This is a genomic window from Streptomyces sp. NPDC111507 (assembly GCF_055638955.1).
On the sequence record NZ_JBVKBU010000002.1, the window covers coordinates 560789 to 579110 of the forward strand.

General features: G+C 71.4%; 16 protein-coding genes. 7 read left to right on the forward strand and 9 right to left on the reverse strand.

Annotated features, from left to right (window positions below; genetic code table 11):
* The first annotated feature begins 101 nt into the window (after positions 1 to 101).
* Positions 102 to 230, forward strand: a complete 129-nt coding sequence (mmpB, locus tag ACZ7M2_RS10025) for a morphogenic membrane protein MmpB (protein WP_096239832.1) — start codon at positions 102 to 104, stop codon at positions 228 to 230.
* A gap of 73 nt (positions 231 to 303) precedes the next feature.
* The gene (locus ACZ7M2_RS10030) at positions 304 to 924 is read left to right on the forward strand and encodes a Maf family protein (protein ID WP_471594851.1); all 621 of its coding nucleotides are present in this window, start codon (positions 304 to 306) and stop codon (positions 922 to 924) included.
* Here the strand turns inward: ACZ7M2_RS10030 and ACZ7M2_RS10035 are convergent, their stop codons facing one another.
* Positions 925 to 1467, reverse strand: coding sequence for a hypothetical protein (locus ACZ7M2_RS10035; RefSeq protein WP_471594852.1), 543 nt, complete (start codon positions 1465 to 1467; stop codon positions 925 to 927). It abuts the gene before it with no gap.
* Between the two features lie 355 nt (positions 1468 to 1822).
* Between ACZ7M2_RS10035 and ACZ7M2_RS10040 the strand changes: the two genes are divergently transcribed.
* Entirely contained in the window at positions 1823 to 3595 is a 1773-nt protein-coding gene (locus tag ACZ7M2_RS10040; RefSeq protein WP_471594853.1) for an acetyl/propionyl/methylcrotonyl-CoA carboxylase subunit alpha, read from the forward strand.
* A 79-nt stretch (positions 3596 to 3674) separates the two neighbouring features.
* Here ACZ7M2_RS10040 and ACZ7M2_RS10045 read toward each other — a convergent pair whose 3' ends face one another.
* The 3 genes from ACZ7M2_RS10045 to ACZ7M2_RS10055 all read right to left on the reverse strand — a co-directional run bounded on the left by ACZ7M2_RS10045 (position 3675) and on the right by ACZ7M2_RS10055 (position 7673).
* Positions 3675 to 4853 carry an AI-2E family transporter gene (locus tag ACZ7M2_RS10045; RefSeq protein ID WP_471594854.1) on the reverse strand — a complete coding sequence of 393 codons (1179 nt, stop codon included), beginning with the start codon at positions 4851 to 4853 and terminating at the stop codon, positions 3675 to 3677.
* Positions 4854 to 5094: 241 nt separating this feature from the next.
* Positions 5095 to 6057 (reverse strand): DeoR/GlpR family DNA-binding transcription regulator, encoded by a 963-nt coding sequence (locus ACZ7M2_RS10050; RefSeq protein ID WP_075028312.1) that lies wholly within the window; start codon positions 6055 to 6057, stop codon positions 5095 to 5097.
* Between the two features lie 167 nt (positions 6058 to 6224).
* Positions 6225 to 7673: an NAD(P)H-quinone dehydrogenase gene (locus tag ACZ7M2_RS10055; RefSeq protein ID WP_352049168.1), complete on the reverse strand. Its 1449-nt coding sequence runs from the start codon at positions 7671 to 7673 to the stop codon at positions 6225 to 6227.
* 143 nt (positions 7674 to 7816) lie between these two features.
* Here ACZ7M2_RS10055 and ACZ7M2_RS10060 point away from each other — a divergent pair, with 143 nt between their 5' ends.
* The 4 genes from ACZ7M2_RS10060 to ACZ7M2_RS10075 all read left to right on the forward strand — a co-directional run bounded on the left by ACZ7M2_RS10060 (position 7817) and on the right by ACZ7M2_RS10075 (position 12527).
* Positions 7817 to 8254 (forward strand): gamma-glutamylcyclotransferase family protein, encoded by a 438-nt coding sequence (locus ACZ7M2_RS10060; protein ID WP_075028313.1) that lies wholly within the window; start codon positions 7817 to 7819, stop codon positions 8252 to 8254.
* Between the two features lie 163 nt (positions 8255 to 8417).
* Positions 8418 to 9242, forward strand: a complete 825-nt coding sequence (locus ACZ7M2_RS10065; RefSeq protein ID WP_099946600.1) for a purine-nucleoside phosphorylase — start codon at positions 8418 to 8420, stop codon at positions 9240 to 9242.
* Between the two features lie 241 nt (positions 9243 to 9483).
* Positions 9484 to 11115 carry a phospho-sugar mutase gene (locus ACZ7M2_RS10070; protein ID WP_471594855.1) on the forward strand — a complete coding sequence of 544 codons (1632 nt, stop codon included), beginning with the start codon at positions 9484 to 9486 and terminating at the stop codon, positions 11113 to 11115.
* A 173-nt stretch (positions 11116 to 11288) separates the two neighbouring features.
* Positions 11289 to 12527 carry a hypothetical protein gene (locus ACZ7M2_RS10075; protein ID WP_471594856.1) on the forward strand — a complete coding sequence of 413 codons (1239 nt, stop codon included), beginning with the start codon at positions 11289 to 11291 and terminating at the stop codon, positions 12525 to 12527.
* Positions 12528 to 12805: 278 nt separating this feature from the next.
* Here ACZ7M2_RS10075 and ACZ7M2_RS10080 read toward each other — a convergent pair whose 3' ends face one another.
* The 5 genes from ACZ7M2_RS10080 to ACZ7M2_RS10100 form a co-directional block, all read right to left on the reverse strand.
* Positions 12806 to 13651, reverse strand: a complete 846-nt coding sequence (locus ACZ7M2_RS10080) for a hypothetical protein (protein WP_471594857.1) — start codon at positions 13649 to 13651, stop codon at positions 12806 to 12808.
* A gap of 30 nt (positions 13652 to 13681) precedes the next feature.
* The gene (gene pstB, locus ACZ7M2_RS10085; RefSeq protein WP_471594858.1) at positions 13682 to 14575 is read right to left on the reverse strand and encodes a phosphate ABC transporter ATP-binding protein PstB; all 894 of its coding nucleotides are present in this window, start codon (positions 14573 to 14575) and stop codon (positions 13682 to 13684) included.
* Between the two features lie 21 nt (positions 14576 to 14596).
* Positions 14597 to 15538: a sortase gene (locus ACZ7M2_RS10090; RefSeq protein WP_352049164.1), complete on the reverse strand. Its 942-nt coding sequence runs from the start codon at positions 15536 to 15538 to the stop codon at positions 14597 to 14599.
* A gap of 88 nt (positions 15539 to 15626) precedes the next feature.
* Positions 15627 to 17045, reverse strand: coding sequence for an Ig-like domain-containing protein (locus ACZ7M2_RS10095; RefSeq protein WP_471594859.1), 1419 nt, complete (start codon positions 17043 to 17045; stop codon positions 15627 to 15629).
* A 152-nt stretch (positions 17046 to 17197) separates the two neighbouring features.
* The gene (locus tag ACZ7M2_RS10100; RefSeq protein WP_471594860.1) at positions 17198 to 18196 is read right to left on the reverse strand and encodes a hypothetical protein; all 999 of its coding nucleotides are present in this window, start codon (positions 18194 to 18196) and stop codon (positions 17198 to 17200) included.
* Between the last annotated feature and the right edge of the window lie 126 nt (positions 18197 to 18322).

Consider the following 18322-nt stretch of genomic DNA (forward strand, 5'->3'; position numbering starts at 1 on the left):
AGGCACACTAAAGGAACCCTGGACCCGTTTAATCGGGTCGTGGGCAAGTTGAGTACGCGTACTCAGGCGGTCGGCGCCCTCGCCGCCGCACGATCGAAGGCATGCTGTGGTCCGACCCGGAGAACGAGCCGCCCAAGGAACTTCGCGACATGCAGGAGATGTTGCGGCGACTCGGCCTTCTCATGGCGTTGGCCATGCTGCTCGCGATGATCGTCCTCGGAGTGATGTGATCGGCGCGGCGTGCTCGGCGCGAGGTGGGACAGGCGACGGGGGACGACACGCCCACGCCGATACCCTGACCGCATGACTGATCAGCCGCGCCGCCGCCTCGTGCTCGCCTCGCAGTCCCCCGCCCGGCTCGGCCTGCTGCGCCAGGCCGGACTCGACCCCGAGGTCATCGTGAGCGGCGTCGACGAGGACGCCGTCTCCGCCCCGACCCCCGCCGAACTCGCGCTCGCCCTGGCCGAGGCCAAGGCCTCCGTCGTGGCCGCCCGGACCGAGGTCCAGGGCGCCCTGGTGATCGGCTGCGACTCGGTCCTCGACCTGGACGGCGAGGCACTGGGCAAGCCCGCGGACGCCGAGGAGGCCACCGCGCGCTGGAAGGCGATGCGCGGCCGGGCCGGCACCCTCCAGACGGGACACTGCGTCTACGACACGGCCGCCAAACGCTACGCGTCGGCGACCGCGTCCACGGTGGTCCGCTTCGGCGACCCGACCGACGCCGAGATCGCCGCGTACGTCGCCTCGGGCGAGCCGCTCCACGTCGCCGGGGCCTTCACGCTCGACGGCCGCTCGGCCCCCTTCATCGAGGGCATCGACGGCGACCACGGCAACGTCATCGGCATCTCCCTGCCGCTGGTGCGCCGCCTGCTGGCCCAACTGGGCGTGAGCATCACGGAGTTGTGGACCCCGCGCGAGAAGTGATCAGGACGCGCTCGGTGTCGGGGGCGCCGTGACCGGGGATCCCCCGGTACCCCCGTTCATACCGCCGTTCGGGTCCCCGTTCGTGCCCCCGTTGCCGTCCTTGCCGTCCTTGCCGCCCGCGCCGTCGCCCGGCGCGGCGTCGGCGGGACCCGCGCCGCGGTCGAAGGCCAACAGAGTGAACACGATCAGCCCGAGCGCCACCATCATGAACACGAACGCGCCCCAGCCCACCAGGCCCACCGTGAACGCGCCGAGCAGACCGTGCACCACGGCGGCGCTGATCAGCAGGATGCGGCCGAAGAGGCCCGGGGCGCGGCCGCGCACCGCGACGAGCAGCGCGGCGACGCCGCACAGCGCGAAGTAGAGGCCGAAGACCAGCCCCCCGACCTTGGACGAGACGGACATCATGTCCGAGTCGAGACCCGCCAGAGACATGTCCTGGCGGTCGACGACCACGCCGAGGAACCAGTTCAGCAGCGCGATGCCGATCGCCTCCACGAAGAGCACGATCGCCGCCACCCACGCCACCGGTCTGCGCACCACCGGTCCCCACCCACTTCCGAGTGCTGTTACCCCAAGTATGTTCGAGACCTCCCGAACGCTACTAACGGGTAAACGCCGGGACAAGGGTTCGGCCGCGGGCAAAGAATCGTTGGGCCATTCGTAGGGACTCCACAAAGAAACGCTGTGCGTCGCAGCACGGCCTCACAGAGACCTTGGCCACACAGGAGGGCTAGGGTTCAGCCAAGGATTCCTGCGTACCGCGGTGTGACAAGGGATCTCGCGGGTCGAGCGAGCCTCGAATCACGCTCCGTGTGGGCAAGCTCACCATTGGGGACGGGTCGAAAGGTCGTGTCGGCAGTCCCTAAACTCGGCTTGTTTCAAGGAGGGAGCCATCGTGCGCAAGGTGCTCATCGCCAACCGTGGCGAAATCGCTGTCCGCGTGGCCCGGGCGTGCCGGGATGCCGGGATCGCGAGCGTTGCCGTGTATGCGGAACCAGACAGGGACGCTCTGCATGTCCGGGCGGCGGACGAGGCGTTCGCCCTGGGCGGTGACACCCCCGCCACCAGCTACCTGGACATCGCCAAGGTCCTCCAGGCCGCCAAGGACTCCGGCGCGGACGCCATCCACCCGGGCTACGGCTTCCTGTCGGAGAACGCCGAGTTCGCCCAGGCGGTCCTGGACGCCGGCCTGACCTGGATCGGCCCGCCCCCGCAGGCCATCCGCGACCTCGGCGACAAGGTCGCCGCCCGCCACATCGCCCAGCGCGCCGGAGCCCCCCTCGTCGCGGGGACACCGGACCCGGTGAACGGCGCCGACGAGGTCGTCGCCTTCGCCCGCGAGCACGGACTGCCGATCGCGATCAAGGCGGCCTTCGGCGGCGGCGGACGCGGCCTGAAGGTCGCCCGCACCCTCGAAGAGGTCCCCGAGCTGTACGAGTCCGCCGTGCGTGAGGCGGTGGCCGCGTTCGGCCGCGGCGAGTGCTTCGTCGAGCGCTACCTCGACAAGCCCCGCCACGTCGAGACCCAGTGCCTGGCCGACACCCACGGCAACGTCGTCGTCGTCTCCACCCGCGACTGCTCCCTCCAGCGCCGCCACCAGAAACTGGTGGAGGAGGCCCCCGCGCCGTTCCTGTCGGACGCCCAGGTGGCGGAGCTGTACTCCTCCTCCAAGGCGATCCTCAAGGAAGCCGGCTACGTCGGCGCCGGCACCGTGGAGTTCCTCGTCGGCATGGACGGCACGATCTCCTTCCTCGAGGTCAACACCCGCCTCCAGGTCGAGCACCCCGTCACCGAGGAAGTCGCCGGCATCGACCTCGTCCGCGAGATGTTCCGCATCGCCGACGGCGAGGAACTCGGCTACGGCGACCCCGCCCTGCGCGGCCACTCCTTCGAGTTCCGCATCAACGGCGAAGACCCGGGACGCAACTTCCTGCCCGCCCCCGGCACGGTGACGCTGTTCGCCCCGCCGTCGGGTCCGGGCGTGCGCCTGGACGCGGGCGTCGAGTCCGGCAGTGTGATCGGCCCGGCCTGGGACTCCCTGCTCGCCAAGCTGATCGTCACCGGCGCCACCCGCGAGCAGGCGCTCCAGCGTGCCGCCCGCGCCCTCGAGGAGTTCCAGGTCGAGGGCATGGCGACCGCCATCCCGTTCCACCGCGCGGTGGTCCAGGACCCGGCCTTCGCCCCCGAACTGACCGGCTCCGCCGACCCGTTCACGGTCCACACCCGCTGGATCGAGACCGAGTTCGCCAACGAGATCCCCGCCTTCACGGCTCCCGCGGACACGGAGACCGACGAGGAGCCGGGCCGCGAGACGGTGGTCGTCGAGGTCGGCGGCAAGCGCCTGGAGGTCTCGCTGCCCTCCTCGCTGGGCATGTCCCTGGCCCGCACCGGCCTCGCCGCGGGCGCCAAGCCCAAGCGCCGCGCGGCCAAGAAGTCCGGCCCGGTCGCCTCCGGTGACACGCTCGCCTCGCCGATGCAGGGCACGATCGTCAAGGTCGCGGTCGAGGAGGGCCAGGAGGTCAAGGAGGGCGACCTCGTCGTCGTCCTGGAGGCCATGAAGATGGAACAGCCCCTCAACGCCCACCGCTCCGGCACCATCAAGGGCCTGAGCGCGGAGGTCGGCGCGTCCATCACGTCCGGCGCCGCGATCTGTGAGATCAAGGACTGACGACACGGTCGTACGACATCCGAAGCGCCCGCCGAACCGAGCGATCGGTCCGCCGGGCGCTTCGGCGTTGTTCGTCGCCTCAGCCGGGTGAGCGGCCGGGATGGGCCGGGTCGGGGCGGGTTCGGATCTCGCTGATCACGGACCAGGCGACCGACACCATCGGGACGGCGACGACCGCGCCGATCACACCGGCGAGGATGCCGCCGGAGATGACGGACAGGGCCACGACCACCGGGTGCAGCCGGACCGCCCAGCTCAGCACGAGCGGGTGCAGGACATGGCCCTCGATCTGGCCGACGACCACGATCATGGCGAGCACCACGAGCGCGATGACCGGCCCCCGTGAGGCCAGCGCGACGACCGTGGCCACGGCCAGCGCGATGGGCGAGCCCACCAGCGGGATGAACGCGGCGAAGAACTCCAGCAGGGTCAGTGGCAGGGCCAGCGGCACGCGCAGCGCGAACAGGGCGATCCCGACCAGTACGGCGTTGGTGGCGGCCACGATGATGATGCCGCGGGTGTACCCGGCGAACGTCCGCCAGGCGGCCCGTCCCGCGCGGCCCCAGGGATCCCTGGCACTCTCGGGCAGCAGGCCCTGGAACCAGTGCCAGAACCTGTCCCCGGAGTGGATGAAGAACAGCGAGCAGAACAGCGCGAGCACCGCTCCGGTCAGCACCTCCACCGCCCGCCCCACGCCGCTGAGGGCACTGCTGATCAGCGTGGAGCGGTGCTCCGAGAGGTACGTCCTCACCTTGCCCTGAAAGTCCGACAGCACGGTGTGGCGGACGCGGAAGGGAGGGCCCTCCAGCCACCGCTGGATCCGCCCGACGCCCCCGGCGAACTGCTGGCCCAACTGGTCCGACTCGCCCGCGACCAGACTGCCGACCAGCGCCAGCAGCCCGAGCATCAGCACCAGACTGCCCACCACGCTCACCACGACGGCCAGGGACCGGGGCATGCGCCGCGCCAGCAGATCGGCCAGAGGACGCAGCACCGAGGTCACCACCAGCGCGAGGAACAGCGCCACGGCGACCAGTTGCAACCGGCCCAGGATCTTGAAGGCCGCGTACACGACCACCCCGAGCACCAGCAGCCGCCATGCGTACGCCGCGGCCGTCCGAAGCCCCTGGTTCACCGGCACGTCGTCGCGCTCCGCGGCACGCCGGATCGCCGTCCCCGCCGTACGGGCCCGTGCCACCGTCTTCACCCCGCGGGCGGACCCGCGGGCGGGCCGGCTCCCCAGGACGACGTACCGCATCCGTCGCCGGTGCGAACGACGCGATCCGTCGTTCACCTGTGCGTCACCGCCTCCCGTCGCCGTGTCAGGGACAGGTTGCGGGTGGACGAGGAGCCGTCGCAAGCCGGGACGCATGCGGACAAACCGTACCCGTACGCCGTGAGCTGGACCGCTTCCCCGTAGCGCGACCGGGGGGACGGCCGAGTGGAGGGTGCCCGGCGTACGCCATACGGCCCATGGCGGTGCACGCCGGTCGGATCGGTCAGCGGCGGCGCAAATCCGCCACTCGCGCCCGCTCTCCCGGGGACTGCTCGCCCAGGACCGTAGCGCTGCGCAACTGCGGTCCCGCACCCGGCACCTGGCCGCGGCGCGGACCGGGGAGGGGCATGTCCCGGCGCGGCTGGCGCCCCGCCGGGACCGTATCCCCTCCCGTGCCGCCGCCCGACTGCCCGGCCACCGCGATCTGTACGCCCTGGTCCGCCAGGGCCTGCAGTTCGGTGACCGCGCGGTCGTCGTGAGCCGGCGGCTCGTCCGTGACCAGGCGGGTGATCAGATCGGTCGGCACCGTCTGGAACATCGTGTCGGTGCCGAGCTTGGTGTGGTCGGCGAGGACGACGACCTCCGCGGCGGCCTGCACCAGCGCGCGGTCGACGGACGCCGACAGCATGTTGGAGGTGGACAGCCCGCGCTCGGCGGTGAGCCCACTGCCGGAGAGAAAGGCCCGCGAGACCCGCAACCCCTGGAGGGACTGCTCGGCGCCGCTGCCGACCAGGGCGTAGTTGGAACCGCGCAGGGTGCCGCCGGTCATCACGACCTCGACGCGGTTGGCATGGGCCAGCGCCTGCGCCACCAGCAGGGAGTTGGTGACGACGGTCAGCCCGGGCACCCGCGCGAGCCGGCGCGCCAGCTCCTGCGTCGTGGTGCCCGCGCCCACCACGATGGCCTCGCCCTCTTCGACGAGACCCGCGGCGAGATCGGCGATGGCCGTCTTCTCGGCGGTCGCGAGATGCGATTTCTGCGGAAAGCCGGACTCCCGCGTGAACCCGCCCGGCAATACCGCACCGCCATGCCGGCGGTCGAGGAGTCCTTCTGCCTCCAGTGCGCGCACGTCCCGCCGTACGGTCACTTCGGAGGTCTGGACGACGCGGGCGAGCTCACGGAGCGACACGGCCCCGTTCGCTCGCACCATTTCGAGGATCAATTGGCGACGTTCTGCAGCGAACACGAAACTGACAGTAACCCCAACGACCGTCTGCTTTCAGCAGTTTGCGCCGAATAACAGAAGTTGTTCGCATGGCAGTACGCGAAGTGGTATACGCGCCTACTCGCGCCGCCTATGCCGTACGAATGGTCGACAACTCCCCGTGACCAGCGGGAAGTCGGGGTGGGACGTCAGCCCCCGTCGCCCGCCTTGCGGGTGTGCAACTGCCGTGCGACCTCGGCGATCGAGCCCGAAAGGGAGGGATACACGGTGAACGCGTTCGCGATCTGTTCGACCGTCAGATTGTTGTCGACCGCGATCGAGATGGGATGGATCAGTTCCGAGGCGCGCGGCGCGACGACCACGCCACCGACGATGATCCCGGTGCCGGGGCGGCAGAAGATCTTGACGAAGCCGTCCCGGATGCCCTGCATCTTGGCGCGCGGGTTGCGCAGCAGGGGCAGCTTGACGACCCGGGCGTCGATCTTGCCCGCGTCCACGTCGGCCTGCGAGTAGCCGACGGTGGCGATCTCGGGGTCGGTGAAGACGTTGGACGAGACGGTCTTCAGGTTCAGCGGAGCGACCGCGTCGCCCAGGAAGTGGTACATGGCGATACGTCCCTGCATCGCCGCGACGGAGGCGAGGGCGAAGACGCCCGTCACGTCACCGGCGGCGTACACACCCGGGGCGGTGGTCCTGGAGACCTTGTCGGTCCAGATGTGCCCGGAGTCCCTGACCCTGACCCCGGCCTCCTCCAGACCCATTCCGCTGCTGTTCGGGATGGCGCCGACGGCCATCAGACAGTGCGAGCCGCTGATGACCCGGCCGTCGGAGAGCGTGACCTCGACCCGGTCGCCGACCCGCTTGACGGACTCGGCGCGGGAGCGGGCCATGACGTTCATCCCACGGCGCCGGAACACGTCCTCCAGCACGGCGGCGGCGTCCGGGTCCTCGCCCGGCAGCACGCGGTCGCGGCTGGAGACGAGCGTGACGCGCGACCCGAGCGCCTGGTAGGCACCGGCGAACTCGGCGCCGGTGACACCGGAACCGACGACGATGAGCTCCTCCGGGAGCTCGTCGAGGTCGTAGACCTGCGTCCAGTTCAGAATCCGCTCGCCGTCCGGCTGCGCGTCGGGCAGCTCACGTGGATGCCCGCCGGTGGCGATCAGCACCGCGTCGGCGACGAGCGTCTCCTCGGTCCCGTCCGCGGCCCGTACGACGACCTTGCGCGAGCCGTCCAGGGACTGCATGCCCTCCAGTCGCCCACGCCCGCGCAGCACCCGCGCGCCGGCCCGCGTCACGGAGGCCGTGATGTCGTGCGACTGCGCGAGCGCGAGCCGCTTCACACGCCGGTTGACCTTCCCGAGATCGACGCCGACGACCCGGGCCGCCTGCTCCGCGGGAGGGGTGTCGTCGGCGACGATGATCCCCAGCTCCTCGTACGACGAGTCGAAGGTGGTCATCACCTCGGCCGTCGCGATAAGGGTCTTCGACGGCACGCAGTCGGTGAGCACCGACGCCCCGCCCAGACCGTCGCAGTCGACGACGGTCACCTCCGCGCCGAGCTGGGCGGCAACCAGCGCCGCCTCATATCCGCCGGGTCCGCCACCGATGATCACGATCCGAGTCACGTACTCCATTGTCCCGCACGCTTCAAGATGCTTCCGCCCGGGGGCCGCGCCCGCCCGCATCCGAGCCCCTTCCGTTATGCGCTCATCCGTTATGCGCTGATGCGTTCTGTTACGCAAGAGGCTCCTGAGTTCCCTGCCGTACCCTCGACCTCATGTCGCTCTACGCCGCGTACGCCGGCAATCTCGACCCGCGGCTCATGACGCGCCGCGCCCCGCACTCGCCGCTGCGCGCCACGGGCTGGCTGAACGGCTGGCGGCTGACGTTCGGGGGCGAGCACATGGGCTGGGAAGGCGCGCTGGCGACCCTCGTCGAGGCCCCCCGCTCGCAGGTCTTCGTGGCGCTGTACGACATCGCCCCCCTGGACGAGGACTCCATGGACCGCTGGGAGGGCGTGGGCCTCGACATATATCGCCGGATGCGCGTACGGGTGCACACGCTGGAGGGCGAGGAACCCGCGTGGGTGTACGTACTGAACGGGTACGAGGGCGGACTCCCCTCCGCGCGCTACCTCGGTGAGATCGCCGACGCGGCGGAGTCGGCGGGCGCGCCCCACGACTATGTGATGGAACTGCGCAAGCGTCCCTGCTGAGGGGCCCTTCCGCGCCCCGGGCGACCCTGCCGACGACGCCTCTCGTGGGAAACGCCGGTCCACCCCGTTCCCACCCCTTCGTCGGAAACGACAAGACAACGATCGCAAGACCGTGACCTCCGTCATCTACGCGCGTAGGCCTGGACCAGCTACGCTCATGCGCGTGAACGCATCTCTTCTTCCGGACGACATCCAGGGCGACCCTCACGCCGCCGCCGACGCCGCCGCCACCCGCCTGCGGGAGCTCACGGGCGCCGAGACCCACGACGTCGCGCTCGTGATGGGCTCCGGCTGGGCTCCGGCCGTGGACGCCCTCGGCACCCCCGAGGCCGAGTTCCAGGTCACCGAGCTGCCCGGGTTCCCCCCGCCGGCGGTCGAGGGGCACGGCGGCAAGATCCGCTCGTACAAGGTCGGTGACAAGCGGGCCCTGGTCTTCCTCGGCCGCACCCACTACTACGAGGGCCGCGGGGTCGCCGCCGTCGCGCACGGCGTGCGTACCGCCGTCGCCGCGGGCTGCAAGACCATCGTGCTCACCAACGGCTGCGGTGGTCTGCGCGCGGACATGCGCCCCGGCCAGCCGGTGCTGATCAGCGACCACATCAACCTGACGGCGACGTCCCCGATCGTCGGGGCGAACTTCGTCGACCTCACCGACCTGTACTCGCCGCGGCTGCGCACCCTCTGCAAGGAGGTCGACCCCACCCTGGAGGAGGGCGTCTACGCGCAGTTCACCGGGCCGCACTATGAGACGCCGGCCGAGATCCGGATGGCCCGTGTCCTCGGCGCGGACCTCGTCGGCATGTCGACGGTTCTCGAAGCGATCGCCGCGCGTGAGGCCGGTGCGGAGGTTCTCGGCATCTCCCTCGTCACCAACCTCGCCGCCGGTATGACGGGCGAGCCCCTCAACCACGAGGAGGTCCTCCAGGCCGGCCGCGACTCCGCGACCCGCATGGGCGCCCTCCTCACCCAGGTCCTGGACCGCCTGTAGGGCTTGATCGCCCCCGCCGCCCCTACCCGGCCCATCCTCAGACTGGGGGCTCCGCCCCCAGACCCCCCATCGGCCTGAGGGGTCTCGTCCTCAAACGCCGGACGGGCTGGAGGGTGCGCGCAGCGCCCCTTCAGGGGCGCGGGGAACTGCGCGGCCGGCCCCCACGGGCCCGCAGCCGACACACCCACCCCCTGGCCGGGTACACAAGCAAGGGCAGCACAAACAGAGAGGTTCACCCGACGTGCAGGACGAACTCATCGCACGGGCCGAGGCGTGGCTCGCCGAGGACCCCGACCCGGATACCCGCGAGGAGCTCGCCGAGCTCATCGCCTCCAAGGACGTCCCCGAGCTCACCGCACGCTTCAGCGGCACCCTCCAGTTCGGCACCGCCGGCCTGCGGGGCGAACTCGGCGCGGGCCCGATGCGCATGAACCGCGCGGTGGTCATCCGTGCCGCCGCCGGCCTGGCCGCGTACCTCAGGAAGCAGGGCGAGACGGACGGCCTCGTCGTCATCGGCTACGACGCCCGCCACAAGTCCGCCGACTTCGCCCGTGACACCGCCGCGGTGATGACGGGCGCGGGCCTGCGCGCCGCCGTCCTGCCCCGCCCCCTGCCCACGCCCGTCCTGGCGTACGCCATACGGCATCTCGGCGCCGCGGCCGGCGTGGAGGTCACCGCCAGCCACAACCCGCCCCGCGACAACGGCTACAAGGTCTACCTGGGCGACGGTTCGCAGATCGTCCCCCCGGCGGACGCCGAGATCGCCGCCGAGATCGCCGCCGTCGGCGGCCTCGCCGACGTCCCCCGCCCCGACTCCGGCTGGGAGACCCTCGACGAGGGCGTCCTGAACGCCTACCTGGCCCGTACGGACGCCGTCCTCGCCCAGGACTCCCCCCGCACCGCCCGCACCGTCTACACGGCGATGCACGGTGTCGGCAAGGACGTCCTGCTCGCCGCCTTCGCCCGGGCCGGCTTCCCGGAGCCCGTGCTCGTCGCCGAGCAGGCGGAACCGGACCCCGACTTTCCCACCGTCGCCTTCCCCAACCCGGAAGAGCCCGGCGCGATGGACCTGGCCTTCGCGAAGGCCCGCGAGACCGGCCCCGACCTGATCATCGCCAACGACCCGGACGCGGACCGTTGCGCGGTGGCCGTCAGGGACGGTGCGGACTGGCGCATGCTGCGCGGCGACGAGGTCGGCGCGCTGCTCGCCCAGCACCTGGTGAACCGCGGCGCGCGCGGCACCTTCGCGGAGTCGATCGTCTCCTCCTCCCTCCTCGGCCGGATCGCCGAGAAGGCGGGCCTCCCCTACGAGGAGACCCTCACCGGCTTCAAGTGGATCGCCCGGGTGGAGGGCCTGCGCTACGGCTACGAGGAGGCGCTCGGGTACTGCGTCGACCCGGACGGCGTACGCGACAAGGACGGCATCACCGCGGCCCTGCTCATCACGGAACTCGCCTCCGAGCTGAAGGAAGCGGGCCGCACCCTCCTCGACCTCCTCGACGACATCGCCGTGGCGCACGGTCTGCACGCCACCGATCAGCTCTCGGTCCGCGTGGAGGACCTGTCGGTCATCGCGAACGCGATGGGCCGGCTGCGCGAGCAGCCCCCGACGGAGCTGGCGGGCCTGTCCATCACCAGGTCCGAGGACCTGACGAAGGGCACGGACACGCTTCCGCCGACCGACGGGCTGCGCTACACGCTGGACGGCGCCCGCGTCATCGTCCGCCCGAGTGGCACCGAGCCGAAGCTGAAGTGCTACCTGGAGGTCGTGGTCCCGGTCGGCTCGCACGCCGAGCTGCCCACGGCCCACGCGAAGGCCGCCGAGCTGCTCGCGGGGATCAAGCGGGACCTGTCGGCGGCGGCCGGCATCTGATCCCACGCCTCGGATCCCGCGCCTCGGATCCGCGGCTCCGCGAGGGCCCAAGTACGGGACCCAGCCACGTACGGGTGATTTCCGCCCGGCAGTTGACGCAGCGCTCCGGTGCGCCACCATCCGACCGAGGAACGGTTGGCGGTAGCGCACCGCCGAGCCTCAGGAGCTGCCGCGTGTCCTCGACCGCTTCCCGGCCGACATCCTCCCCACCCCGGAACGCTCCCGGCGAACTCCCCGCGCCCGCGAACACGAACGCGAGTACGGGCACGGGTGCGGGGACGAGCAGGAGCACAGGCATCCTGTGCTCCCTCCGCACCCAGCTGCGCCGGGCGGCCCCCGCCCTGCTCGCCTACGGGGCCGTACGCCTCGTGAGTCTGCTGCTCCTCACCCTGTGGGCGCACCATCAACACCACGGCGTGTGGCCCGTCCTGGCCACGCAGTGGGACGCGGACTGGTATCTGGGCATCGCCCAGCACGGCTACACCCATCACCTGGGCACCCGGTACGACGCGAACAACCTCGCGTTCTTCCCGCTGTACCCGTTCCTGGTCAAGGCGGCCGCGGTCCTGACCCCGGGGACGCGCGCCACGACGGGCCTGGCGATCTCGATCGTCGCCTCCTTCCTCGCCGCATGGGGGGTCTTCGCCGTCGGCCACCATCTCCACGGCCGGCGCGTGGCCCTGCTGCTGACGTTCCTGTGGGCGGCTCTCCCGGTCGGCCTGGTCCAGTGGATGGGTTACACGGAGTCCCTCTTCACGGCGTTCGCCGCCTGGTCGCTGTACGCGGTGCTCACCGGCCGCTGGCTCTGGGCGGGCACCCTGGCGTCGTTGTCGGGCCTGACCCGCCCGACGGGCATCGCGGCGGCGGCCGCGGTCACCGTCACGGCCCTGCTCTCCCTGCGGCACCGCTTCTCGCCCCGCGTCCTCGCGGCCGCGGCCCTCGCCCCGGCGGGCTGGTTCGCCTACGTCGGCTGGGTGGGCGTGCGCCTGGGCCGATGGGACGGCTACTTCGCCGTGCAGCGCCTGTGGCACAACGACTGGGACGGCGGCGCGGAGACCCTGCGCCGTATGCGGGAGGTCCTCACGCAGGATTCCAGGCCGGAGCTGTTCCTGGTGATGGTGACGCTCACGCTGATCGGGTCCGTGGTCCTCTACGCCCTGGGCGCCTTGGACCGGCAGCCGCTCCCGCTGCTGGTCTTCACCGGCGTCCTGCTGCTGATCGTGCTGGGCAGCGGCGGCGTCTACTTCCCCCGTGCCCGCTTCCTCCTGCCCGGCTTCCCGCTCCTGCTCCCGCTGGCCCTCCATCTGTCCCGTGCCTCACCCCGCTTCCGGGCCCTCGCCGTGACCACGGCGCTGCTGGGTTCGGCGTACTGGAGCGCGTACATGGCGCTGGTCTGGCCGAGCGCGCCCTGAGCGGGCGTCCGTACGGCACCACCCCTGGATTCAAACGTCTCTCGATTCACGGGGAATTGGGCTGTCGCATGCTCCTCGGCTGCCTGCTCCGTCCCCGCGCGTCTCACGCTGGAGGCAAGCGCGGATGTGCTCCTCACCCCCCCCTTGGACGCATCCGCCCGCCAGGTGTCCCGCGCCCCCATCACTGCGATGAGCGGGATGCCGCGCATGGGCCGGACACGGGGTTCAGCCCGCCCCCCAGGCAACTGAACCCCGTGTCGGGCTCCGGCCGCGCCGCCTCACACGCGCATGAGGTAGCTGAAGCCCGTGTTCGGGCCGACGCAGGACTGGAGCGTGAGGTCGCCCCAGTACAGGCCCTGGGACGGGGTGCCGCGGCCGGGGCTGACGTAGTGGGCGTACACGCGGTACTCGAACGTGCCGCGTGGCGTCGTGGCCGTGACGAGGGTGCCCACGGGCAGCCTGGCGAACCGCTCGAAGCCGCAGTAGTCGTGGCCGACGACGACGGCGGTACGCAGCGCGTAGCCGTCCTCCGTCCCCAGGTCGGGCCCCGTCCACTGGACGGCGTCGTGGCACGCGTCCACCGCCTCCTGCCCACCGCGTACCACCCGGGCCGACCAGGAGCCGATGCGCAGGGTGGTCGAACCGTCCTGGCCACGCCGACCGAACGTCTCGGCACCGGCACCGGCACCGGCACCGGCACCGGCCCTGGCCGACGGCTTCGGTGACGGCTTCGCGGGCGTGGCGCCGGGGCGCGGTGAGTGGGACGGGGGTGGTGGTGTGCGCGACAGGTCCGGGAGCTTCGTCGTCGGCGACACGGTGGGCGCGCTGGGGGACGGCGAGGCCTCCGGAGCGGGGTCGCGGGGCGGTGGAGTGGGAGTGGGTCCGGGCGTGCGGGGGCGGGCCGATGTCCCGAGCGGGGTGGGCCCGGCCGGGTCCGGGGCAGTCCGCTCGGCGGACGGAACGGACGCGGGTGGGTCCGCCAACGCCTTCTCGGGCGCTCCGGGGACGGCGCAGCCGGCGAGCGTGACGGAGGCGACGAAGGCGACAGCGGCCAGGACGGCCGCGGTACGGGTCACCGCGCGGCGGGATCGTCCCTCGCTCGTCGCTCGGAGGGTGTCTGGCATCCGGCGCCTCCGTTGGTGTGGTCGGTCGTCCTATCCGAAGCGTCCGTTCACGTAGTCCGTCGTACGCGGGTCCTGCGGGTTGTTGAACATCGCGTCCGTGGTGCCGTGTTCGACGATGGCGCCGGGGGTGCCCTGCTCGGCGAGGAAGAACGCGCACTGGTCGGAGACCCGGGCGGCCTGCTGCATGTTGTGGGTGACGATCACGATGGTGACCTCTTCGGACAGTTCGTGGATCGTCTCCTCGATGCGCCGCGTCGAGGTCGGGTCCAGCGCCGAGCACGGCTCGTCCATGAGCAGGACCCGCGGTCGTACGGCCAGCGACCGCGCGATGCACAGGCGCTGCTGCTGGCCGCCGGAGAGCGCGCCGCCGGGCTGCCGGAGCCGGTCCCGGACCTCTTTCCACAGGCCCGCCTTCGTCAGGCACTCCTCGACGAGCCAGTCCTTGTTCTCCCGGCCGGCCTTGATGCCGCCGAGTTTCAGGCCTGCGGTGACGTTGTCGTAGATGGACATCGCCGGGAAGGGGTTCGGCTTCTGGAAGACCATGCCGATCTGGCGGCGGGCGTGGGTGATGCGGCGGCCGCGGTCGTAGATGTCCTCGCCGTCCAGCAGCACCCGGCCCGCGAGGGAGGCGGAGCCGATCAGTTCGTGCATGCGGTTGAGGATCCGCAGAAACGTGGACTTGCCGCAGCCGGACGGGCCGATGAGCGCGGTGACCTTGCGGGCGGGCATGGTGAGCGACACGTGCTCCAGGACCTTGTGGTCGCCGAACCAGGCCGAGATGGAGTCGGCCTCCAGGGTCGCCGGGTTGCTCTCGCCGGGGCCGGCGCCGGCGCCGGAGACGGCGGGCCTGCTCGCCTTGGTGCTCCGCATCTTCACCGTCGGGTCGAGGATCTCGTCGACGAGCGTCGGGTTCGTGTCGGACATGATGGTGGAACTCCTCGTCGGTCAGAGCAGGTTGGGCAGCAGGCGGGTGGCGGCGCCGGAGACGGCGAGGCCGAGGGCGGTCAGCACGGGCACGCAGACGATCCAGGTCTGCCAGCGACCCCACACGCGGTACGCGGCCATGGTGAGCAGGGCCGCGCCGAGCAGCCCCTGCGACCAGAGGAAGACCGAGAGCCAGGCGGCGTTCTCCGTGCCCAGGGCCAGCTCGGACTCGTCGATCCAGCCGAGCGTCAGCGGGCGGGGCGGGGCGGGCTGTACCGCACTGGCCAGGGTCGCGTCCACGCGGAGGGTGCCGGAGGGGGTGTAGGGCGCGCCGTCGGCGGTGATGAGCGTGAGCCGGCCCTGGCCCTCCTTGAGCGTGGGCGGCAGCGGGTCACCCTTGCGGCGGATGGAGGAGACCTTGTAGGTGGCGGTGCCCTGACCGGTCGTCAGCCGGATCTCGGTGCCGAGGGGCAGTTGGTGCACGTCGTTGAAGGGGCTGCCGTACCCCCACTGACGGCCCATGATCACGCTGGTGCCGGCCTGTCCCGGCAGCGGGGTGTCCCGGCGGTGGCCGGGGCCGGACATCAGCACCCCGGAGGTGGTGCCCTCCCCCACGACCTCCTTCAGACCCAGCGCCGGGATGCGCAGCAGGGCGACGGGCGCGCCGGGCTCCAGCATCTTGCCGTCGTAACCCCGCTGGCCCACCGGTGCGGTTCCGAGGGCGAGTTGACGGCGGAACTCGTCGTACGCGGTCTGCTGGTCACGCGCGTGCTGGAGGTGGCCGACGATGGTGAGGTTGGCGGCGAAGCCGAGCAGCAGCGCGGCGAGCACGCACAGCGCGGCCCCGGCGAACGCGAAGCCGGGGCGCTCGGCCCGCGGCGGCCCCGCGGCGGGCCTGGGCTCGGGTGCGGGCGCCGGCACCGGCGGCGCGTCGGCCGGCGGGGGCGGGGACAACACGGTCACGGGGAGCACTCCTGTGCAGAGGTGTGGGGTGGAGATACGAAGGCGCGGGCGGCGGGGTGGGGGCCCCGCCGCCCGTGCTCCCGAGCCGCTACGAGCGGGGGTCGCCGAACTTCAGCAGCCCCTCGCGGCGGCCGTACCGCACGGCGAGGACGCCGGCCGTGACGAGGATGACGGCTCCGAGGCCGGAGAACAGCGCGATCTGGCTGCCGGTGGAGGCGAGGCCCCCGGTGGGCGAGGTCCCGCCGGAGGTGGAGTCGCCGCCGGTGCCGCTGCCGCCGGAGGTGGTGGTGCCGGACGTGGTGCCGGACGAGTCGCCCGAAGAGCCGTCGGTCGGTTCACTGCTGGAACCGTCCGTGGGCTCGTCGGAGGGATTGTCCGTCGAGGAGCCGCTCGGGCTCGGCGACGGGGAATCGGAGGACGGCTCGGGGACGGTGAAGTCCACCGCGGGCACCGGGTTCTTGCCGCCGGTGCAGTCCGGGCTGTAGTCCCAGTTGCTCGCCCCTGCCACGGCGTCGTCCGGCACTTTCAGAGTGGACCAGGTCACCGTTCCGCTCGCGTCGGCCGTGGCGGCGGGGAAGGTGGCGTCGTTGTGGAACATGGTCATCGAGTACGTCGCGCTCGGCTGGCAGCCGCGGATGAGGACCTTCACGGTCTGGCCGCGCTGCAACTCGGGGTTGTAGGCCAGCAGCTTGCCCGCGGCGTCGCGCATCTCGTACCGCGGCAGCTGCACGGTCACCTCGGAGGGCGCGGATTCCGAGGCTCCCCACTCGGCGGTGTTCCCCGGAGCGAAGCGGGCCGTGATGGTGTGGTTCCCCTCGGCCAGCGTCGACGTCTTGAACTCGGCCTTGCCGCCTGCGACCGTGGCCTGGCCCAGCGTGGTCGCGCCTTCCAGGAAGGTGACGGTGCCGGCCGCCGCCGCGGGTGACACCGCCGCGGTGAGCGTGGTCTCCTCGCTGGGCGCGACCACGGCGGGGGCGGCGGTCAGGGCGACCTGGGTGGCCTCCGCGCCTTCGCCGACCACCCAGTTGTCGCCGGTGACGGTGATCTTCTGGGTCCAGTACGGGTCGCCCGGCACGATCGAGTCGGGCGGAACGGCCCAGTCGTAGTTGTCCACGCAGCGCAGCCGCAACTCGTAGGTGCCGTCGCCCGTGATGGCGTTCGACAGGCTGCTGACCACCATCCCCGGGTTGTCCGCCGCGACCAGCGAGACCGCCGAGGTCGCCGCGGTGTAGGGGGCCTTGCTGGTGATCCCGTTGAGCGCCTTCACCTCGGTGCCGTCGGCCTTGACGACGTACAGGGCGAGGACGCTGTTCCAGTTGAGGTCTTCGATGGTGGCGGCGGGACATGCGCCGGGGATCGCGATCGAGCCGGCGATGGGCTGCGGGTCACTCAGCTTGCCGCCGGTGGGCGCCATGGTGAACTCGCCGACGGACGCCGCCCGGGCAGGCTGGGACTGGGACATGGCCAGGACCACGAGGCCCAGGGCGAGTAAGGCACAGGCGGCCACGATCGCGGCCGCTCTTCGAAATGGCTGTAGCACTGTCACGGCGATGCCCCCCGGGGGACGGTTGACGGATGACGTTGACGGACGACAGCGCGTGGGGCCGGGCACCTGGAGGGTGCCCGGCCGTCGCGCGAGGATCAGCAGACGATCACGGATCAGCGCTCGCCCTTGAGGGACGCGGTGGTGCTGTCGCCGCAGTTGGACGCGGCGCCGAAGCCGTAGGTCGCGATCGTGGAGGAGGCGGTGCAGACCTTCGAGCCCGTACCGACGAAGGTCTGCGCGATGACGGAGTCGGAGAGGTTGGCGGTCGGGACGACGTTGTAGACGTCGCGGAGGAAGCCGGGGTCGAAGGCCGTGTTGAGCGCGATCGCGGAGCCCGTGCCCGTGGTGGGGGCCAGGCTGTTGATGCTGCGCAGACGCGACTCACCGCGACGGTTCGGGACGTCGGAGAGGCCCTTGCCCTGGGCGATCCACTGGGCGATCGAGTACGGCATGAGCTGGTTGCCGTTGACGATCGCCTCGCCGTTGTGCTCCTGGATGGTGCCGTTGACGCAGGAGCCGACCTGCGCCTCGGTGATGCCGATGGCCGACAGCCAGAAGGTCCGGGTACCGGAGCCGGACTGCGGCAGCAGCGGCTGCGCGTTCGGGAACTCGGTGGAGTTGCACTGGTAGATCGCGGCCAACTGCGCCTTCGTCAGGTTCGTCGGCAGCGTGCTGCCCAGGTCGGTGGCGTAGGTCACACCGTCCTTGGCGTACGGGATCCACGTGAGGTCCGTGGTGGTGGTGTCCACCGGGCCACGCGAGGAGCGGGCGAAGTCGATGCAGTGGGTGCCGGCGGTGATGTCGGCGTTCAGCGCGTTGATACCGGCCGAGGAACCGTCCGGGCGGGCGACGGTGTCACAGCCGGTCGCCTTGGTCTTCACGGTGGCGGTGCCGGTGGCGTTCCACGACGCGACGATCTTGCCGTTGGCGTTCGCGACAGCGTCGCCGATGCCGTTCATGACGTACTGCGTGGTGTCCGAACCGACACCAGCCAGCTGACGGTAGTCAGTGACCGGGCTCGGGTCCGCCGAAGCGGGGGAGGCCAGGATGCCGAGACCGAGAGCCGCGACACCGAAAGCAGCGCCGACCTTGGCGCGAGACTTGACGTTCACTTCTGAACCCCTTGTTTTCTGGATTTCGAAGGCTGGCCGTTCAAGCAAAATCCGGATCTTTTTCCTGCCGGCCCGTCGGTCGGCCACCGCAAACAATTCCAGGATTTCTGCGCGGTGACCAACCAA

Bases quoted from the DNA above. Each gene is read 5' to 3' on its own strand.
- mmpB (WP_096239832.1), top strand. From the start codon at position 102: ATGCTGTGGTCCGACCCGGAGAACGAGCCGCCCAAGGAACTTCGCGAC.
- ACZ7M2_RS10030 (WP_471594851.1), top strand. From the start codon at position 304: ATGACTGATCAGCCGCGCCGCCGCCTCGTGCTCGCCTCGCAGTCCCCC.
- ACZ7M2_RS10045 (WP_471594854.1), bottom strand. From the start codon at position 4,853: ATGCGGTACGTCGTCCTGGGGAGCCGGCCCGCCCGCGGGTCCGCCCGC.
- ACZ7M2_RS10055 (WP_352049168.1), bottom strand. From the start codon at position 7,673: ATGGAGTACGTGACTCGGATCGTGATCATCGGTGGCGGACCCGGCGGA.
- ACZ7M2_RS10060 (WP_075028313.1), top strand. From the start codon at position 7,817: ATGTCGCTCTACGCCGCGTACGCCGGCAATCTCGACCCGCGGCTCATG.
- ACZ7M2_RS10080 (WP_471594857.1), bottom strand. From the start codon at position 13,651: ATGCCAGACACCCTCCGAGCGACGAGCGAGGGACGATCCCGCCGCGCG.
- pstB (WP_471594858.1), bottom strand. From the start codon at position 14,575: ATGTCCGACACGAACCCGACGCTCGTCGACGAGATCCTCGACCCGACG.